The sequence below is a fragment of the Pseudoalteromonas sp. PSi26 genome, from assembly GCF_054960575.1.
Map to the genome: position 1 here is coordinate 147,428 of NZ_JBHNYT010000004.1, position 19,162 is coordinate 166,589.

At 38.5% G+C, this 19,162-nt stretch carries 20 protein-coding genes; 11 read left to right on the forward strand and 9 right to left on the reverse strand.

The features are described from left to right. Nucleotides 1–101: 101 nt before the first annotated feature. The 3 genes from ACFI34_RS05955 to ACFI34_RS05965 all read left to right on the forward strand — a co-directional run bounded on the left by ACFI34_RS05955 (nt 102) and on the right by ACFI34_RS05965 (nt 2,563). The gene (locus ACFI34_RS05955) at nt 102–1,568 is read left to right on the forward strand and encodes a methyl-accepting chemotaxis protein (RefSeq protein WP_462672783.1); all 1,467 of its coding nucleotides are present in this window, start codon (nt 102–104) and stop codon (nt 1,566–1,568) included. Next, nucleotides 1,534–2,076 (forward strand): DUF6436 domain-containing protein, encoded by a 543-nt coding sequence (locus tag ACFI34_RS05960; protein ID WP_462672784.1) that lies wholly within the window; start codon nt 1,534–1,536, stop codon nt 2,074–2,076. The genes ACFI34_RS05955 and ACFI34_RS05960 overlap by 35 nt, the downstream gene beginning before the upstream one ends. Nucleotides 2,077–2,368: 292 nt before the next feature. Further along, nucleotides 2,369–2,563 (forward strand): (2Fe-2S)-binding protein, encoded by a 195-nt coding sequence (locus ACFI34_RS05965; protein ID WP_462672785.1) that lies wholly within the window; start codon nt 2,369–2,371, stop codon nt 2,561–2,563. A 68-nt stretch (nt 2,564–2,631) separates the two neighbouring features. On the opposite strand, the gene bfr (ACFI34_RS05970) is transcribed toward ACFI34_RS05965, so the two are convergent. Both bfr (ACFI34_RS05970) and bfr (ACFI34_RS05975) read right to left on the reverse strand, forming a co-directional pair. Beyond that, nucleotides 2,632–3,096 carry a bacterioferritin gene (gene bfr / locus ACFI34_RS05970; protein ID WP_058404609.1) on the reverse strand — a complete coding sequence of 155 codons (465 nt, stop codon included), beginning with the start codon at nt 3,094–3,096 and terminating at the stop codon, nt 2,632–2,634. Between the two features lie 13 nt (nt 3,097–3,109). After that, nucleotides 3,110–3,580 (reverse strand): bacterioferritin, encoded by a 471-nt coding sequence (bfr, locus tag ACFI34_RS05975; RefSeq protein ID WP_006791631.1) that lies wholly within the window; start codon nt 3,578–3,580, stop codon nt 3,110–3,112. Between the two features lie 455 nt (nt 3,581–4,035). On the opposite strand from bfr (ACFI34_RS05975), the gene ACFI34_RS05980 reads away from it, so the two are divergent. The 5 genes from ACFI34_RS05980 to ACFI34_RS06000 all read left to right on the forward strand — a co-directional run bounded on the left by ACFI34_RS05980 (nt 4,036) and on the right by ACFI34_RS06000 (nt 7,977). Further along, nucleotides 4,036–4,521, forward strand: coding sequence for an N-acetyltransferase family protein (locus ACFI34_RS05980; RefSeq protein WP_462672786.1), 486 nt, complete (start codon nt 4,036–4,038; stop codon nt 4,519–4,521). Between the two features lie 73 nt (nt 4,522–4,594). Beyond that, nucleotides 4,595–5,950, forward strand: a complete 1,356-nt coding sequence (locus ACFI34_RS05985; protein ID WP_462672787.1) for a DNA-3-methyladenine glycosylase 2 family protein — start codon at nt 4,595–4,597, stop codon at nt 5,948–5,950. Continuing rightward, nucleotides 5,947–6,417, forward strand: coding sequence for a methylated-DNA--[protein]-cysteine S-methyltransferase (locus tag ACFI34_RS05990; protein WP_462672788.1), 471 nt, complete (start codon nt 5,947–5,949; stop codon nt 6,415–6,417). The genes ACFI34_RS05985 and ACFI34_RS05990 overlap by 4 nt, the downstream gene beginning before the upstream one ends. Before the next feature lie 73 nt (nt 6,418–6,490). Further along, nucleotides 6,491–7,300 carry an amino acid ABC transporter substrate-binding protein gene (locus tag ACFI34_RS05995; protein ID WP_462672789.1) on the forward strand — a complete coding sequence of 270 codons (810 nt, stop codon included), beginning with the start codon at nt 6,491–6,493 and terminating at the stop codon, nt 7,298–7,300. A 92-nt stretch (nt 7,301–7,392) separates the two neighbouring features. Further along, the gene (locus ACFI34_RS06000) at nt 7,393–7,977 is read left to right on the forward strand and encodes a thymidine kinase (protein WP_058404633.1); all 585 of its coding nucleotides are present in this window, start codon (nt 7,393–7,395) and stop codon (nt 7,975–7,977) included. Here ACFI34_RS06000 and ltaE read toward each other — a convergent pair. Together ltaE and rlmF are read right to left on the reverse strand one after the other, a co-directional pair. Then, nucleotides 7,960–8,964, reverse strand: coding sequence for a low-specificity L-threonine aldolase (gene ltaE / locus ACFI34_RS06005; protein ID WP_462672790.1), 1,005 nt, complete (start codon nt 8,962–8,964; stop codon nt 7,960–7,962). The two genes, ACFI34_RS06000 and ltaE, sit on opposite strands and share 18 nt — an antisense overlap. A gap of 19 nt (nt 8,965–8,983) precedes the next feature. Beyond that, nucleotides 8,984–9,916 (reverse strand): 23S rRNA (adenine(1618)-N(6))-methyltransferase RlmF, encoded by a 933-nt coding sequence (gene rlmF, locus ACFI34_RS06010; protein ID WP_462672791.1) that lies wholly within the window; start codon nt 9,914–9,916, stop codon nt 8,984–8,986. Nucleotides 9,917–10,044: 128 nt separating this feature from the next. Here rlmF and ACFI34_RS06015 point away from each other — a divergent pair, with 128 nt between their 5' ends. Beyond that, the gene (locus tag ACFI34_RS06015) at nt 10,045–10,959 is read left to right on the forward strand and encodes an alpha/beta fold hydrolase (RefSeq protein WP_462672792.1); all 915 of its coding nucleotides are present in this window, start codon (nt 10,045–10,047) and stop codon (nt 10,957–10,959) included. Here the strand turns inward: ACFI34_RS06015 and ACFI34_RS06020 are convergent. The 3 genes from ACFI34_RS06020 to ACFI34_RS06030 all read right to left on the reverse strand — a co-directional run bounded on the left by ACFI34_RS06020 (nt 10,931) and on the right by ACFI34_RS06030 (nt 15,535). Further along, nucleotides 10,931–12,367, reverse strand: coding sequence for a tetratricopeptide repeat-containing sulfotransferase family protein (locus tag ACFI34_RS06020; protein ID WP_462672793.1), 1,437 nt, complete (start codon nt 12,365–12,367; stop codon nt 10,931–10,933). The two genes, ACFI34_RS06015 and ACFI34_RS06020, sit on opposite strands and share 29 nt — an antisense overlap. Nucleotides 12,368–12,452: 85 nt before the next feature. Next, nucleotides 12,453–15,035, reverse strand: a complete 2,583-nt coding sequence (locus tag ACFI34_RS06025; protein ID WP_462672794.1) for a TonB-dependent receptor plug domain-containing protein — start codon at nt 15,033–15,035, stop codon at nt 12,453–12,455. Between the two features lie 329 nt (nt 15,036–15,364). Next, nucleotides 15,365–15,535, reverse strand: coding sequence for an oxidoreductase-like domain-containing protein (locus ACFI34_RS06030; protein ID WP_462672795.1), 171 nt, complete (start codon nt 15,533–15,535; stop codon nt 15,365–15,367). A 103-nt stretch (nt 15,536–15,638) separates the two neighbouring features. On the opposite strand from ACFI34_RS06030, the gene ACFI34_RS06035 reads away from it, so the two are divergent. Together ACFI34_RS06035 and ACFI34_RS06040 are read left to right on the forward strand one after the other, a co-directional pair. Further along, a complete protein-coding gene (locus tag ACFI34_RS06035; RefSeq protein ID WP_033018928.1) occupies nt 15,639–16,061 on the forward strand; it encodes a hypothetical protein in 423 nt (140 codons plus the stop codon). An 88-nt stretch (nt 16,062–16,149) separates the two neighbouring features. Continuing rightward, a complete protein-coding gene (locus tag ACFI34_RS06040; RefSeq protein WP_462672796.1) occupies nt 16,150–17,514 on the forward strand; it encodes a leucyl aminopeptidase family protein in 1,365 nt (454 codons plus the stop codon). A gap of 33 nt (nt 17,515–17,547) precedes the next feature. Here the strand turns inward: ACFI34_RS06040 and gloA2 are convergent, their stop codons facing one another. Next, nucleotides 17,548–17,934 carry an SMU1112c/YaeR family gloxylase I-like metalloprotein gene (gloA2, locus tag ACFI34_RS06045; protein ID WP_203987382.1) on the reverse strand — a complete coding sequence of 129 codons (387 nt, stop codon included), beginning with the start codon at nt 17,932–17,934 and terminating at the stop codon, nt 17,548–17,550. Nucleotides 17,935–18,002: 68 nt separating this feature from the next. Further along, nucleotides 18,003–19,076, reverse strand: coding sequence for a beta-ketoacyl-ACP synthase 3 (locus tag ACFI34_RS06050; RefSeq protein ID WP_462672797.1), 1,074 nt, complete (start codon nt 19,074–19,076; stop codon nt 18,003–18,005). Nucleotides 19,077–19,162 lie beyond the last annotated feature (86 nt).

The following is a 19,162-nucleotide window of genomic DNA, read 5'->3' on the forward strand; positions in this document are numbered from 1 at the left end:
TTTACTTTTTTATAGCTTTAAATTATTTATTGACAATACCGATATTATTTGGCTTTTTTATTAAGTTAAATTTATTCGCAAAACTAAAAGTTAGGGTTTTTATGTCTAGTGTTAGTCGTTTATTAACAATTATTTTTATTATTTTGTTTGTTGAATCTATAGGCCTTGGCCTTTATTTTGATACGTTAACTCAGGCATTTGTAGTTGGTTTGCCGTTGTGTTTATTACCAATATGGCTACTAAAAACCCAAGAAAACAATCCTGTGACCCCTCACATAGTTGCTGCAGCAATTATGATGTTTTCTTTTTTGCACATACAGCAAGCGTTTGGCTTAATTGAAGTACATTTTGAGATTTTTATATTAATGCCAATATTAATTGTTTTTGTCCAGTGGCGCGTTTTTATAACAGCTATTTTGTTTGTAGCCGTCCATCATCTGTCTTTTTACTACCTACAAACGCAAAACACGGGTTTTTATGTTTTCGACCCTGATAGACTCGCATTTAGCACTGTAATTATTCATGCAGTATATGCAATAGTTGAGGTGCTTGTTGTTGGTTATATAGCCATTACCTTGGAGAGAGAGCGCCGGGCTGGAACATCACTTAGTTCAGCAACTGAGCAAATAATGGAAAACTCTGAGCATATAAAATTATCTCTTAGAGCCGATTACACGCAAAGTGAAGCTGTTGTAGGTTTTAACACCTTACTCGATTACTTGTCGGACGTTATTAAACAAGTTAAAACTCAATCGTATTCTCTTAAAACCAACTCGGGTGAATTAATTCATGTTCACGATAGGCTAGCAAATGGTGCACAGCAGCGCACTCAGCAAACAGATGATATAGCTAATTCAGGAGCTCAAGTTGCGCATGGTTTTAAATTAGTTGAGCAAGAAAGTGAGGTGTTGAAAACACAAGTAGATAGCATCACAGAATCTGCTAAAGGCGCTTTAGATGACGTATTACAGACCGACAGCAAAAGTAGAGAACTACTAAATTTGTTAAATCATACAGAAGAGCAAATTAATCAACTCGTTGCTGCTGGTGATGTTATCTCAAGCTTATTAAACGAGATATCTGGAATTGCCGAGCAAACAAATTTACTTGCGCTTAATGCAGCTATTGAAGCAGCTAGGGCTGGCGAGCACGGTAGAGGTTTTGCCGTTGTAGCGGATGAAGTACGATCATTGGCGAATCACAGTAAAGCGACTACAGATAAAATAGGCTTGACGCTTAAAGACCTTGTTACAAATAGTAAAACATCTACTCAATCAATGACTCAGTGCGTGAGCTTTGTTGTTGATTTAACTGAAATAAGTACTGCAATGAAAGAGAATATTTTAGCAATGAGTGAACAAATAAAAGCGGTGTCGAGTAGTACTAGCTCGGTTGCACAAGTTGTTTCGGAGCAAGCTGGCAATACAGAGCAGATTGCTAACAGCACAGACCAAATGCGCCAAAACCAGTACGAAGATTCCAACATTGTTAAGCAACTCACTGACAAAGTTCAGTTAATTGACGTAAGTATTGATGTGCTTGAGCAATCAATTGCTAAATTTAAGTAGCCCACGCTGTTTAAATCTTATAATTCTAGCTTGGCTAGGGTTTGTTATATCGGGCTTAGTTTACTTTCAAGCTGATCAGCTAAAACCGTTTGATAGTGACAAAGTCTTATTGCAAGATGGTTGGTTTTTGAGTTTTAAAAACCAACTAGGCTTGAATACGCAAACACACGAGGCGTCTTTGATTCTTGTTTTAGAACAAAACTGTGGTTGCACAAAGCAGGCTAAAGCACATATTACCGCTCTGAAACGCTTTGCAGAAGAAAAAGGCTTTAACATCATTCAGCATCCTTACTCAGCTAAGCTACAGCACGTTATTCCAGCAACACCAGCCGCGATAATTATGGATAAGCATGGCGAGTTTGTTTACGCAGGGCCATTATCAGAAGGACTAGCGTGCTCGCAGGGCAGTGGATTTGTAGAAACGGCAATTAATAACTTAGTTGCGGGGTTTAATTCGGATTTACTCGTCGCAGATACTAAAGGTTGCTATTGTAAAAATATCGTATAGCTTCATACCACTGCTGATTTAAAAACAAATTCCCAGGGTGTTAATTCGCACTCGATGTCCTTTTTCAATGACAAGTTAATAAACTTAGTGCTTATATATGGTTTGAATCAGTGTAGCAGGCAGATTTAAGCAACACTTTTAGCTGTTCATTGAGTACTTTTATGCTGGTGGTTATTTTAACGGCGTTATGGGAATAACAATAAAAGTCAAATAATGCTCGAATGACTATTGATAACTATTACCATTTAGATTAAGATGGTCGCATCAAAAGTAATTAGAGTGGTTTGTATTCATGTATATTTGTCTATGTCACGGTGTGACAGATAAAAAAATTGAGCAAACAATTGACGATGGTGCAACCACCATGCGTGAATTAACTAAAGAGCTTAACGTCGGCAGCCAATGTGGTAAGTGTTGTGGTTGTACTAAAAAGATCCTTAATCGTAAACTTATCGAAATTGCAGATATTACTGATCAAGTAGCTTAATTACATTTTAAAAAATTTATAAAAAAAAGCAGCTTTATTAAGCTGCTTTTTTTGTCACTAAATATTGTTTAAAGTTGAGATTGTAGGTAATTTTCGATCCCTACATTTTCAATAAGCTGCTGCTGTGTTTCTAACCAATCCATTTGCTCTTCTTGCTCGTTTAAAATATGGTCGAGCGCTTCTCGGCTAATGTAATCTTTTTTACTTTCAGCTAGTTTAACGGCAGCGCGAAGTTCGTCGATAGTGTCGAGTTCGAAGCTCATGTTAGCTGCAATCATTTCTTCGCTGTTCTCACCTATACGTAAACGACCTAGGTCTTGAAGGTTTGGTAAACCTTCTAAAAACAAAATACGTTCAATCAAGCGGTCAGCGTTTTTCATTTTCTGAATGGACACTTTATAATCGGCTTTATCAAGCTTACTAAAGCCAAAATCTTTAAACATGCGCGCGTGTAAAAAGTACTGATTGATGCCAACAAGCTCGTTAGCAAGTACGTTGTTTAACGCTTTAATTACTTCTAAATCGCCTTTCATAATTCAGCCCCTGCTAACCCATTTGGGATTGGTGATAATTTTCTGAGCCAATTTTTTCAATTAAGCCAAGTTGTTGTTCTAACCAATAAACGTGATCTTCTTCTGTGTCGAACAATAGCTTTTGAAGTATTGCACGAGACTGATAATCTTGCTGCTCTTCACAGATAGCAATCACATCTTTCACGCAGGCCACAACTTCTAGTTCGAGTGTTAAATCATTTTGCATCATGCTCTTAACATCGTTACCGATAAGTAAATCACGACGCTTAGTAAGGTTAGGTACACCTTCTAAAAATAAAATACGTTTGATCAACCAGTCTGCATGGTCTTTTTCTTCTTCCATTTCATGATTAAGACGCTCATAAAGTTTATTCAATCCCCAATCGTCGTACATGCGCGAGTGTATAAAATATTGATCGATTGCAGCTAACTCATTGGCAAGGAGTGCATTAAATGCGTCGATTACTTTTTGATTACCTTTCATGATATGTCACCATAACTTTTTGATTGTAGCCAGTGTAGTACAAAACTATTTAATTGCAAGGTTTTCTCTATAAAAATCATTGTGTTACTATTGGTTTTGATTCTTATTTAAGTTTACATTGCTGCTTGCTTTATATACAGCGTTTTTGATTTCAGTTTAAATAAAATTTTAATTATTATCAGGTTAATATAGTTAAGTATTTCTGACGGGATGTAAAATAGGTGTTATGAACTAACAACACCGTTAAAGCATGTATGGTAGGCTTTATAGACATAATTAGCTGTACTCACGAGCAAAAGATTTCAGCAATTAAATACAGCAATTAAGTTAAACCATTAATACAGGGCAAAATAACGCTTTAACTATTTAAATGTATTGATGCTTAATACTTAATTAATTCTATGAAAAATATACTTTAATCTAATAAAAGCAAAGCACACCAGAGGAAAAACACTATGAGTCAGTCGATTATAATTCGCGATGCTAAACCTAGCGATGCAAATACTATCCTACATTTTATTACTGAGCTTGCAATATACGAAAAAGAACCCGATGCTGTAAAAACAAATGAGCAAGCAATTTTAGACACATTATTTAGCGAAGGCGCCACTGCGCACAGTATTATATGTTTAGATGGCGATGAGCCAATTGGCTTTGCGGTTTATTTTTACAACTATTCGACTTGGTTAGGTAAAAATGGGTTATATCTTGAAGACTTATACGTTAGTCCAGATAGTCGTGGTAAAGGTGCAGGTAAAGCTATTATGAAGCATTTAGCCAATAAGGCGTTGAGCAATAATTGTGGCCGATTTGAGTGGGTTGTGTTGGATTGGAATAAGCCTGCTATAGATTTTTATGACAGTATAGGTGCAAAACCACAAACTGAATGGGTTATTTATCGTTTAACGGGCCAAGAGTTAATAAATTTCGCTAATAGTTGAGTACCGATTGTGGCTAGCAATGGTTAAAAATTTATTTAAACTTTGTGCTAGTCACTTATTAAAAGAGCTATTTATGATTTCATCTTACTGGCAAAAAGCACGTCAAAGTCGCGATCACCGATTTGATGGTCTTTTTTATGTTGCGGTAAAAAGTACGGGTATTTACTGCAGGCCTATTTGTCCAGCGCCTACTGCGCTTGAAAAAAATGTTATTTATTATGAGTTTGCTCATAATGCAGCGCAAGACGGTTTTAGGCCTTGCATTCGTTGTAGGCCTGACAGTGCACCTGGAAGTGCGGCTTGGCATGGGGTCAAAACAACCGCTTTGAGGGCAAAGCAGCTCATTGACCAATACGATGAACATGATTGCGAAAAGTTAGCTGAAAGGTTAGGAGTGAGTAGCCGATATTTAAGACGTTTGTTTAAACAACATTTTGGTTTGTCGCTTACGCAATATCGTATATTTAAGCAATGTGATTTTGCAAAAAAGCTGATACAAGAAACGCATTTATCGCTAACCGACATTGCATACGCGGCAGGTTTTAAAAGTACAAGGCGATTTAATGATGCTTTTTTCAAACAATTAAATATGACACCATCAGCACTGCGTCAAAATACCAAAGTTCAAAGTACGTCACTTACCTTAACCCTTCCTTTTAGGCCTCCTTATAATTGGCTTGCTTTACGCGCGTTTATAGAAAAACGTTTAATTAAACCTGTTGAATGGATTTCGGAAAATAGCTACGGGCGTACGTTTTCAAATACGCTTTATAAAGGATGTTTCACTGCCGAATTTATCGAAAGTAAACATCACTTTAAAGTAAAGGTAGAGATAGACGACACACAATATTTGCAAACAGTTATAAATAACATACGGCGGGTTCTAGACTTAGATGCTGATATTAATTTAACAGAAACTCATTTAAATAAAAACATAAACAATGCATTCACACTGTGTAACGGACTTAGGTTGCCAGGTATTTGGTCAGAGTTTGAGGCTGGTATTAGGGCTGTGCTAGGTCAACAAGTAAGCGTAGCCGCAGCACATAGCTTAGTCACTAAACTAGTTGATGAGCTCGGAGAAAAAGACGTAAACCATGTGTATTTTCCGAGTGCCGAACAGGTAGCACAAAGCAACTTTGATTTTTTTAAAATGCCACAAGCGCGCAAAAATGCGCTACATAATTTAGCCTTGTTTTGCACCAATAATCCCGGCAATAGCGACTTAGATTTATGGCTTGATTTAAAAGGAATAGGCCCATGGACGGTGAACTATGCAAAATTAAGAGGGCAAAGCCAACCCGATATATTACTTGAAGGTGATTTAGGAATTAAAAAAGCACAAGCTGCGGCGAATTTATTTAATAGTGAAAAGTGCACTCCATTTCGTTCCTATTTAACGTTCCAACTTTGGCAGCAACTATCATGATTATTCAAACATATATATCAAGTCCTATAGACAATATAATAATTCAAGCAACTGAAAAAGGGGTGAGTTACGTTGGCTTTTATCCGCTTGAAACCTACCCACATGTGCCTTTTACTAAAGTAACTAATGAGCCGATATTGAGCTGTGCGCTACAATTAAATGAGTATTTTAATAAAAAACGTAAAATTTTTGATGTTCCCTTAGATACTAAAGGGACTGAATTTCAAAAAAGTGTATGGAACGCACTTTTAGATGTCCCTTACGGTAAAACTAATACGTATGGTGATATTGCTCATGCATTGAATAATCCAAAGGCGGTTAGAGCTGTGGGGGCTGCTAACGGTAAAAATCCGATTAGTATTATCGTACCCTGCCATCGAGTTATTGGCGCAAATGCAGCGCTCACAGGATACGCTGGTGGACTCGAAAGAAAACGCTGGCTTCTAAAACACGAAGGGGTTTTGTGAATTAGTAGCCTTAAGCTTTTTATCATATACCATAAAGGTTACACTATAAAAAACACTCGAATTAAATCTAGCCATGCAAGCTAATACACTATTTTATATGTTTGTCTTTTTATGCATCGTACCGATTAATGGCGCAAACGCCGCTGCTAAAAAGTTGCTTTTTTGCTATGAAGACAAAGAAATTGCGCCGATGTTTTTAGGAGCAGGGCAAGAGATCCCAGCTCAAAGGCCCGGAGCTTCAGCAGACGTACTCCGGCTATTGGACGACGCGGTTGATGGCGTTGATATTGAGTTTGTAAGAAAACCTTGGCGAAGGTGCTTGAAGGATCTTGAATCAAATAAAGTAAATGCAGTTATTGCTAGCTTCCGAGAAGGCAGAGAGCGAATAGCCGTTTACCCAATGAATGAAAATGCAAAACCTAATGCCCAGTTTGCTATTAGTAAGTTTGGTAGTTGCTTGTTAGGTCGTGATAAATTTCGTTCGCAATGGCAATCACGTGATGAGTTTAATACCAAAACATTTACGATTGCTGTGCCAAGCGGTTATGGCTTGAGCGCTGTTTTAAAAAAAGAACCTCTTTTTGTTCATGAGACGGTGTCTAAAGAAAGTGCATTTGAACTACTTAACAAAGGGGTTGTGGACTCAAGCATAGATATTTGCCAAGTTGATAAAATTAAAGTGTCTAGTTATCCTTATAGTGACACAGATGTAAAAGCACTTTTTCCCCCATACGAATTTACGCTTGGTTATTTAGTTTTTTCACATCAATTTTATGAAAATCATCCGACGCTTAGTCATAAAATGTGGCAGTGGTTGAGTGAATTTGATACCGCTCCAATCTACATTGATTATTTAAATTCTGCCAAGCAACCTCAAAACTAATACTTTAAATCATAAGCTTATTTGGCATTTGAAATTGGTATTCAATGCATATTACGGTAGCATAAGCGCACTTTTTGTAACTTGGCACCATCATGGCTCAATTATACTTTTACTATTCTGCAATGAATGCGGGAAAATCTACTACCTTATTACAATCGGCTTTTAATTATAAAGAGCGAGGAATGGAGCCGGTAATCCTCACTGCTGCTATTGATAATAGAGCAGGTGTAGGTAAGGTTTCGTCTCGAATAGGTTTGCAAGCAGATGCACATGTATTTGATGCAAGTAAAGATGTATATGAATTAATTCAATCACTTAATAGTGAAAGAAAACGCCATTGTATATTAGTCGATGAATGTCAGTTTTTATCCAAAGAGCAGGTAATGCAGTTAACGGATGTAGTTGATGAGTTAGGCATTCCTGTGCTTTGCTACGGTTTACGAAACGACTTTAGAGGTGAGTTATTTGTCGGTTCGCAATATCTTTTAGCCTGGGCTGATAAATTAATTGAGCTTAAAACAGTGTGCCATTGTGGGCGCAAAGCCAATCACGTATTACGTACCGATGAAAATGGTGATGCGATTGCTGATGGTAATCAAGTTGAAATTGGCGGCAACGATCGTTATGTATCGGTGTGCCGCAAACATTATAAAGCGGCTCTAAACATGGGCCGATAACGCGTTAATAAACGTGTCTATATCTTTTCGTGTTATCCCTAAATGCGTTACTAGCCTAAGTTGTTTACTTGGGCTTATTAATATACCTTGCTGCTTTAGCTTCTCGGCTATATCTGCAATATTAAAATCCTCTACATAAGAGGCATACACCATATTGGTTGTATTACTCATATCTACGTTAAAGCCTTCTAGTGTATTTAAACTTTCAGCTAGGTAGCGCGCATTAGCATGATCGTCTTTTAAGCGGTTTACGTTATTTTCAAGTGCATATTGCCCTGCAGCAGCGAGCATTCCAGCTTGTCGCATGCCACCACCGAGTACTTTACGCCAGCGCCTAGCTTTGTTTATTAACGTTGACGACCCCAATAATAATGATCCAATCGGTGCACCTAGCCCTTTAGATAGGCAAATAGACACAGAATCAAAATGTTTGGTTATTTGTTTAATATCAACGTCTAACTCAGTCGATGCATTAAATGCGCGAGCGCCATCTAAATGCAGCGCTAAATTATGCTCATTAACAAAGTCCCGTGCTTGGGCTAGGTATTCTAGACTAAGTACTTTACCGCCAATGGTATTTTCTAGGCTTAATAATCGAGTTTTCGCAAAGTGACTATCGTCTGGTTTAATTGCAGCGGCTATTTTATTGAAGTTAATGGAACCGTTTTGGTCGTTTTCTATCGGTTGCGGCTGAATAGAGCCTAAAACAGCTGCACCACCGCCTTCAAATTTATAATTGTGGGCATTTTGACCGCAAATATATTCGTCCCCACGTTCACAATGTGCCATTAACGCAAGCAAATTAGCTTGCGTGCCAGAGCTGCAAAAAAGCGCGGCTTCAAAATTAAAACGGGTAATGGCGAAGTGTTCTAAGTTATTAACACTTTCATCGTCGCCATAAACATCATCACCGACTGGTGCACTGTACATGATATCGCGCATTTCTTTTGTTGGTTTAGTGACCGTATCTGAACGAAAATCTATCATAGTTTTTCCTTTTTCTTATTTAATCAAGTTCATTACAAATTTGTTCACGCGTCTCTTTATCAAAGTAGCTCCATGCAATAAATCGACTGACTTTTTGGCCTTGAGCCATATCAATAATTTTATATTCCGCAATTGGGTATGTTTTTAGTTTTGCTTCAAGTGCACTAAGTGAGTCTTTTTTTGAGACTAAAGATGTAAACCACAGTACTTGTTGTGCAAATTCTTCACTTTCTGCAATCATTGTTGTAATGAATTGTACTTCACCACCTTCGCACCAAAGCTCGTTGTTGTTACCACCAAAATTAAGCGTTTTACTGGGCGCTTTTCCTAAGTTTTTCCATTTTCGTTCACTTCCTTTTTTTGCCTCTTGTTCACTGGCATGAAATGGCGGGTTACAAAGCGTTAAGTGATATAAATCTTTTTGATTTATAACACCTTTGAATATATTAGCCGGTTTTTTTTGCAGCTTAACCGTTATTTTTAAGGCATTAAATTGTGTAATTTGCTTAGCTATTTTAACCGAGATAGGGTCTATATCTGAGGCAGTGAAGTGCCAGTTATATTCACTCGTCCCTGTTAATGGGTAAACTAAATTTGCACCAGTACCTATATCGAGTACTTTAACCTGCTTACCTTGAGGGATTGTTTGTTTATTATCTTCGCTTAATAGATCGGCCAAGTGATGGATATAGTCTACTCGCCCTGGTATTGGTGGGCATAAGTTGTGCTCGGGAATATCCCAAAATTCAATATTATAGTGCGCTTTGAGTAGCGCTTGGTTGAGTGTTTTTACTGCTTTATTATTTGCAAAGTCAATACTTTTAGTACCTGCAGGCGTGTTAACTATATAAGGGCTTAAAGCCGGCAGTGCAGCTGTTAGTAAGTTAAAATCGTAACCGTTTTTATGCTGATTGCGTGGGTGTAGTTTTGCACGTGGTGTATTTTTAGTCATGAATTTATTTTAGCAATCTATATCAATAGTTAATTGTAACAAATCCTCGTAATTAAAGTGCAGACAATTACTTTGGCATATTTAAAAATACTGGTACGATGAGTTAAGGGTAACAATAAGGATTACGCGTGGCCATTTCTCAACAATCAATAACTATAAATTTAGCAGATAAACAAACACTGCATTTACGCAAAATATTCGATGAACAACAAAATGGCCCCATTGTATTTTTTATGCATGGTGCAATCGAAAATGGCAAAATTTTTTATACACATAGTAATAAAGGTCTTGCTCCATTTTTAGCTGAGCACGGATATCGTTGCTATGTCGCTGATCTGCGTGGTCGCGGAGAAAGTAAGCCTGTTATATCTAAATCTGCTGCCTATGGGCAAACCGAAGCTATATTAGAAGATATTCCCGCGTTTATTAATAAAATTGAGCAGCTCGAAGGTTCTAAACCAGATTACTGGGTGGCCCATTCGTGGGGTGGCGTTTTAATGAATAGCGTATTTGCACGCTTTCCACATTATATTGATGATGTAAAAGCATGTGTTTACTTTGGTTCAAAACGCTCACTGTTTAATAATCATCCAAAAAAGTTACTTCAAGCTAATTTTATTTGGTATTTTATGGCGCCATTACTAGCTAAAAAGCACGGGTATTTACCTGCAAAGCGCTTAAAGTGGGGAAGTGACGACGAAACCCAAAAGTCTCATTATCAAAGCATGCAGTGGGCTAAAAAAAGGCCTTGGGTTGATTCAGATGATAATTTTGATTACGCAAAAGCATTGCGTTCACTTCATTTGCCACCTACGCTACATATTGCAGCGGTTAAAGATAAAGCATTAGCGCAGCCAGTTGATATTCAAAGGTTTATTGATGAATCTGGCCCTGGTATCCAACAAATGCGTATTTATGGTCGTCGCCATGGACACCGTATAGATTACGACCACATAAACATGTTAACTCATCCGATAGCTCGCAAAGAGCAATTTAACGATTTACTTGAATGGTTTAAGCGTCACCCTTGTTCATTAGTTTGAGCAGGGGGACTTGGTATCGCTCCCATTTACTAACAGCATTTGCATTTACAGGCTGGCGAACAGCTTGTTTGCTGAGAGTTGTGACGGCTCTTTTTTGTTTGTAAAACGATAAGCAATTTTGCTCATATTTATAGCCTAAAAAGTTAAAAACAGTATTTAATTGGTCTTCAGGATTATTTACTAAGTCTTCATAAGCTAAATTAAACACCGGTAGTTTTAACGTATTCCAATGTGTCATTAGTTTTTCATATAAGCCATGGTAGTGCTTAAATTCAGTTAAAGAACAAAAGTACGGTTCGTTTTCAGCAAAATAGTTACTAAATACAGAGAATGCAGTGGCGTTAATGTTACGTGTTAAATTTATAAACTTAGCGTTGGGAAATAACATATAAATCAGTCCGAGAGATTGATAGTTACTTGGTAGCTTATTAATAATAACAGGCCTTAACGGTTTGGCTACTTTTAGAGTATCAATATAAATATTGCGAGCTTGATTAATTAGGCTGGGCGTTAAATTGGTTAAGCACTGAGGATACGGAGTTTTGGTTTTTTGTTCTAAAAAGGCAACAACATTATTACTAATACTCGCGTTTTCACCTAGGCTCGAACATTGGCTGTGACTTGAAAGCATTTGTTCAAGCAGGGTTGACCCGCTTCTTGGCATGCCGATTATAAATACAGGCGTGATTGTGCCAGAAAAGTCTTTTTCAGGTGAAGCTAATATATCTTGAGTGTTGTATTTAATGATCTGATCATAAAAAGGGTCGAGCTCTTTGGTTTTAAATGTGCTTAATTTATATTGCAGCGTATTTGCTAGTTCAAAATAGTTAAAAGCTTGATCTGTATCACCTAGTTTATCGTAGCTCTTGCCTAATGCGTAATAACACACCATTTTAAGGCGTAGGTTGTTTGTTTGAGTTAATAAGTGATGCAAATTACTAATGTAATTGTGTTCTTTATTAAAACGACCTAGCTGTACTAATTCAAATAAAATATAGGCGGTAACAGGGTATAAGCCCATACTCAATGCGTGTGCAAATGTGGTGTGCGCTTTATCTAAATCACCATGTGTTAAATAATGCTGTGCTAAGTAATAATGTGGCTCAGGGTTATGGCTTGCTATGCTTTTTGCGTATTCTAATACGGTAAGTGCGTCGTGTGGTGAATTAACACCATTAAAAGCGTCTGACAACGCGTGCAGCGGTTCTAACATGTGGGGTAAACGTTCACAGGCTTTTTGTAGTAAATAAACTGCGGCATCAAACTTTTCTAGTCTTAGTGCTATCTTACCTAAACCAAATAAGGCTTCGCCATTTTCAGGCTCACTAGCAAGTAGCGTTTTGTAATGAAATTCTGCTTCTTTTAGCTTGTTTTGTTCGAGTAGTTTGTTGGCTTTATCTAATAGCATAGTAAAACATTTTATTTTTTATTCACTATAAAATAAAAAAGGCGAAATGTCTTAACATTTCGCCTTAGTGCTTTCATTCTAAAAATTAGAAAGTATACGTGGCCTTAGCGTAGTAGAAACCACCGTTAATACCGTAAGGAGATGTTTCGTAGTATTTACCACCCCAGTTATTATTTGGGATACCAGTCGCATCTTGGAAATCAAGTTTTTCAGCATCTTGGTCAAGTAAGTTTTGTGCACCTACAGAGAAGCTGATTGAGTCATTCACAAAGTACGTAATTTCTGCATCAAGCGTTACAGATGCGTCTGCTGTTTTAGCTGTTGCGTCGTAATCTACGTGAACGCCTTGATATTCGCCATAGTAGTTAAGACGAGTAAACGCAGAGATTGACTCCCACTGTTGTGCCCACGTAAGTGTTGCACGGTGGTTAGGTAAGTCTTCTTCTAGGCGTTTAACTTTAAACTCACCCGTAATATCACTGAACTTAGTTACTTCAGTTTCATTCCAGTTGTAAGCAAGGCTAAATGTAGAGCTGCCACCTAAAATATCTGCAGTGTAATTAGCTACAACATCAACACCTTGAGTTGTTGTATCAAAGTCATTAGTGAAGAAACTAACTTGTGCAAGACCTTCAACATTAGGTACGCCTGCAGCTGAAAGTGTATCCTTATCAGCTTGGCTAAGCGTAATTTTTTCAGATTGACTGATACGGTCTTCAACTTGAATGTTGTAGTAATCAACAGTTAGGAATAAATCGCCAATAGTATAAACTGCACCAAATGTATAGCTTTGCGACTCTTCAGGTTGTAGCTCCGTACCACCAAGTTGAACAGCAACAGGGTTTGTTGGTGGTAATAATGCAGAATCTCTTAGCACACCATCACTTAGGTTTGTTTGAACGTTACTTACGTTTGCTTGGCCAACAGTCGGTGCACGGAAACCTGTGCTAATTGAGCCACGAACATTTAGGTCCTCAGTTATATGATACTGAGCCATTAATTTGTAGTTTGTTGTGCTACCAAATGAGTCGTAGTCTTCGAAGCGAAGTGCTAAGCCCATTAAAAAGTCTTCTGTAAATGGTGCTTCAACGTCTACAAATGCTGCGTAGTTACGGCGTGTAAATTCACCTGCTTGAGATGGTTTGAAACCAGGAAAGCCGTTTGAGCCAATACCAAAGCCTTGCGCTGTTAATGGACCCGCTGTGTAAGATGCTTCGTCACCAGAAATAACGGTGAATGTTTCTTCATGCCACTCTAAACCACCGGCTACGTTCACATCGTATGCAAGGCCAAAGTCGAAGCCTTTAGATAGATCTAAGTTAAAGTTTTTCTCTAACTGCTCGTATTTGCCCGGGCTAAAATCACGAGGTGTGTCTGGGCCTAAAGATGCATTAACTGTATTGTAAATAAAGTAACGAGATTCATTTAGACCCACAGTACCGCTTAAATCATACAGTACGTCTTTCATGAAGCCGTCTGTAAATTCACCTTTAGTACCAATGGTTAAAGAGGTATCAGTGATGTTGCCACCAAAGTTTGGTGTAAAACCACCTGGGATCATTTCGTTAAATGCAAAACAATCTGGATTGTTAGCTACGCCGTTTACGTAAGCCGGGTCGTCTAATACATTACCATCTGTAATTGAAATGGTAGGACAGTTACCGCTCATGTCGTCAGTTAAGTCTGCAACAAGGAGTGTTGCGCCATCATCGTTTGAATATACACCTGAACGAGTATGCGGGTTACGATAGTAAAAGCCACCACGTACATCGCGCTCAGAGTAGTTACCAAACATGTAAAATTGTGAGTTGTTTGTTAAGTCTAGGCCTACATTACCAAAAAGTGAGATATCGTCATCAACTTCTGGTGCACCCCAAACTTGAGCAAGAGACGAAACATCTGGTACGCCTGCTGCTGCAAAACCTGCTGCATCTGGTCGTTGAACTGAACGACTCGTTGCATCTGCTGTTTTGTATTGGAAGCTTAAGTTTGCAAAACCACTGTCTGTAAACGGTAAACCTACGTTACCAGAAATTTGAGTTGTATCGCCGTCGCCTTCAAAATATTGACCTTTACGAACTTCAAATTTACCGCCTTCTGAAGCGTCTTTTAATTGGAAGTTCATTACACCTGCAATAGCATCAGAACCGTACTGAGCGGCTGCACCGTCACGAAGTACTTCTACTTGTTTAATTGCAATGCTAGGAATAACTGAAATATCGGCGCCTTGTGCACCATCGTTAATACCACCACCTAGAAATGCGATTACAGATGCACGGTGACGACGTTTGCCGTTTAAAAGTACTAACGTGCTGTCTGATGGTAAACCACGAAGGTTAGCAGGGCGAACTAGTGATGCTGCATCACTAATAGGGTTTTGATGAACGTTGAAAGAAGGAACTGAGCCTTTAAGAAGTTCTAGCATGTCAGTGTTACCTGACTTTTCTAGCTCTTCGCCACCTATGATATCAATAGGAACGGGTGAATCGCCAATTGAACGTGGAGCTGAACGCGTACCTACTACAGCAATTTTCTCTACATTTTTATTAACTTTAACTTCGCTTTGTTCATCTGCTGCTATTGCAGAGCCCGAGATGAATAATCCGGCGGTGGTTGTGGCTAATGCAAATTTAATCGCTTGGTTTAGCGCATTGTTTTTTAATTTCATTCTAAATTTCCCCAGTTAGAATAATTTTGTTTTAGTCGTACTTTAAAGCACGCTTTAATCATAATGGTGGAACGAACAGAGTGGTTTAACGCGATTGAAATATCGAATCAAAAGAGCGTAAATACTCATCTTCTGTTAACTCCTGAATACAGACTATACATAAAAAACAACAAGAGCAATTATTAATTAACTATTAAATAACAAAACTTTAATTAGGTAAAAAATCCAAAGGTGGTGCATTTTAGTGCTGCTTATAACCATTAGTGTGCAGGTTAAGTTGTAATTGGGAATATTAATGCAGGTGAGAAGGGTTTTTCGAGGTTAGCTTTTTAAATTTCATCCTGTTTTTTTGTTTTAGTTTGCAAATTTGTTAATTTCCATGTTGCTAATTTTTCTCTATATTCATCCCACACACATGAATAACAATTGCCACTGCCGCAACATTCATCAGATTTTGGTTTTTCAGGTTTTTGTGGAATTTGAGTTGTAAAATCAGTCATAGTTTATATTTTTTGGGCACTAGTTTGGTGCAAAGGATAAAGTATAGTCATAATCAAGTAAATTATTCTTTGTTAACCCAACAGCATGTGTGAAAATATAGAAATGCGATTATATAAAGTTATTCACCGTGCTCCTTGGCGTGTAGTAAAAATTAGTAAAAAGCGTCAGCAGCTTCGTTTTCGTCGAGCTATGGTGGCGCTTAAAATTGCACTTGCACAAGAAAAACAAGAAACTAAAGAAATGTTGGCCATATACAAGCGTTACACACAAGGGCAGACAAATAGTGCAGAGCTTAAACGAGCGAATGAGCAGTTTGTCGATATTTTAAAAGGCCTTGGATTGGGCGTATTTGCTGTGCTTCCATTTTCGCCCGTTACTATTCCACTTGTTGTTAAGTTAGGGCGGTTAGTGGGGGTGGATGTATTGCCCAGCTCGTTTAGCATTAATAAATCAATAAAAGAACTTGATAACGAAATAGAACAATCGCATCAAGAATCAGTTAAAAAAAATATACACAATAAATAACACTAAAAACTCGACAATTAGCGATACCTTTTAATAGTGCTTATTGGTATGCTCGTAAGAACAATTTTTACAATTTATGAGCTATTTAATGAGTGCATTACTTCGCAATACATCTTCTGGTATTCCTTTATCATTTATTCTTAAAAGCGAACTCTCTGATTGGCAAGCAAAGCAGCCTACATTTATTCAAAATTGGCTAAACAATACAGGCTTTGAAAAGCAAGGTTTAGCGTTAATTCCTGATAGCAATTCGGGGCAGTTGTCCCAAGTAATTTGTTTAATGCAAAGCCCAAACGACTTTTGGGCTGCTGGCAATTTGGCCAATACGCTACCTGTGGGTAGTTATCGAATTCAAGGTGACGATACGTTTATAGAGTTTGTGGCATTAGGATTTGTTCTTGGTGGCTACGAATTTAGTGAATACAAAGAAAAACCAACTGTTAAAGCCGAGTTGTGTATTGGTGATGAAAAGCTATACACGCGTATCAAACAGCAAGCGGAAGCTATTTTTTTAGCGCGTGATTTAGTAAACACGCCTGCCGTCGATATGATGCCGCAACATTTATCGCAAGTGATGGAAGATTTAGCTTCATCTCACGGTGGTGAGTTTTCACAATGGGTTGGTGATGAACTGTTAGAGCAAAACTATCCAACAATCCATATGGTAGGCCGTGCAAGTGAAAATAAACCGCGTTTACTTGATTTAAAGTGGGGAGCCGATGATGCACCACTTATAACGCTTGTTGGTAAAGGGGTGTGCTTTGACTCCGGCGGGCTCGATTTAAAGCCAAGCTCTGGTATGCGCAACATGAAAAAAGACATGGGCGGAGCAGCGCATGTAATTGCATTAGCCCAGTTAATCATGGCGGCTAAATTACCTGTTCGTTTACGTGTGTTAGTACCCGCAGTTGAAAATGCGGTGTCGCGAAATGCATTTCGCCCAGGTGATGTAATAAAAACGCGCAAAGGTATTATGGTTGAAATAGATAACACGGATGCTGAAGGACGTTTGGTTCTGTGTGATGCGCTAAGTGAAGCACAAAACGATAATCCAGAACTTATTATTGATTTTGCAACATTAACAGGGGCATGTCGTGTAGCGTTAGGTACTGAGCTACCTGGTTTCTTTTCTACAGAACGAGATGTAGCAAACGGTATAATAGATGCAGGACTCAGTGTGAATGACCCTGTTTGGCAGTTGCCTTTATTTGAGCAGTACCGCGGATTTTTGAAAAGTGATGTTGCAGATATGGCTAATAGTGCAAGTACACCATTTGGTGGCGCAATTACCGCCGCACTTTACTTAAAAGAATTTGTAGAGCCAACCACGCCTTGGGTGCATTTTGATGTGATGGCATGGAATTTACGTGCGCTGCCAGGTCGCCCTGCTGGCGGTGAAGCACTTGGCATTAGAGCCGTGTTTAACTATTTGCAAAACCGCTTTAATCATTAATTACCCGTAAAACATTAGCGTGCTATATGAAGCTTAAACTTCATATAGCTCTAGCGGTAAATCATCTGGGTCGGCAAAAAAAGTAAATTTTTTACCTGTAATTTCATCAATTCTAATCTCTTCAACTGCCACACTTTTACTTTCTAAATATTCTTTTGCTTTAGTTACATTGTCGACTTTAAACGCTAAATGGCGTAAGCCTTGTGCTTCCGGGTAACTAGGCCTTGAGGGCGCACCCTCAAACGAAAACAACTCAACTTGACTACCATCAGGCATTGCTAAGTCTAACTTATAAGAATTACGCTTTTCCCTATAATGCTCGTTAATAATGTTGAGTTTTAAAATTTCACTATAAAAATGTTTAGAGCGAGGATAATTACTGCAAATAATTGCAGCATGATGAATACCTAGAAGCTCCATAAATTTATTTTCCTTAAATAAAAAACGCACTAAAAAGTGCGTTTTAATTATACGTTTTTAAAGCAATCTTATTCAGCGTCTTTACATGCTTTTACAGCTGGCGCCACAAGCTCTAAACCTGTTTGGGTGCAAGGTGTTAATTGTGCGTCGCTAACGCTAATTGGAGTTACACGTTCGCCCCATTTTATGTAGCTTGCAGCCCATGTTAAACCCGCGCCAAAAGCCGCAGACATAATATTTGAATGAGGCTTTATTAACCCTTGTTCAACTGCTTCACATAGCGCAATAGCAATGGTTGCAGCTGATGTGTTGCCATAATCTGCAATGTTAACCATTACTTTTTCATCAGGCACTTTTAAACGGTGCTGAATTGCCTGAATTATGCGTAAATTAGCCTGATGCGGTACTAGTACGTTTATGTCGTCTAAGCTTAAATTAGCTTGCTCAAGAACGTCGTCACAGGCTTCACTCATACCTTTTACGGCACGTTTGAATATCTCTCTGCCTTCAAATAACAGATCAGACGGGCCAATGGGCTCATATTTGTTTAAATCACTACCAAAATTAGTGATATGAAGGATGTCACGGTCTTCACTATCACATCCTGTTTTAGTGCCAAGCAAACCTGCGGGTGTTTCTGCCGCTTCTAGTACAACGGCACCAGCGCCATCACCAAACAGCACTGCACTGTCGCGGCGCGCCCAGTTTACGTACCAAGTCATTCGCTCAGCAGCAATAACAACCGCTTTTTTTATCATACCAGCTTGAATTTGCGCAGTAGCAGCTTGTAATGCATATAAAAAGCCAGAGCACGCAGCATTTGTATCCATAGCGGCTGCGCCTGTTGCGCCGATATTTTTTTGTACTTGCGATGCGGTATTTGCAACAACTGTTGAAGGCGTACAGGTTGCAAGTATGACAAGATCAATGTCTTTTGCGTCAACACCTGCGCAAGCAAGCGCGTGTTTTGCAGCAATGGTTGCCAGCTCTGCTGTACTTACATGGCTTACACGGCGAGATTTGATGCCAGTACGCGTGGTGATCCACTCGTCGGTGGTATCAACTATTTCGCTAATTTCATCGTTGCTAATACTTGCTGGTGGTATGCATTTGCCCCAACCAGTGATATGTGCGTATGGCATAGTGTGTTCTCTTAAGGTGGTATAACTTCAATTTATTACCGGCAAGTTATACCAAAAATCAACTTATAAGACTAGTTTATAGCGTG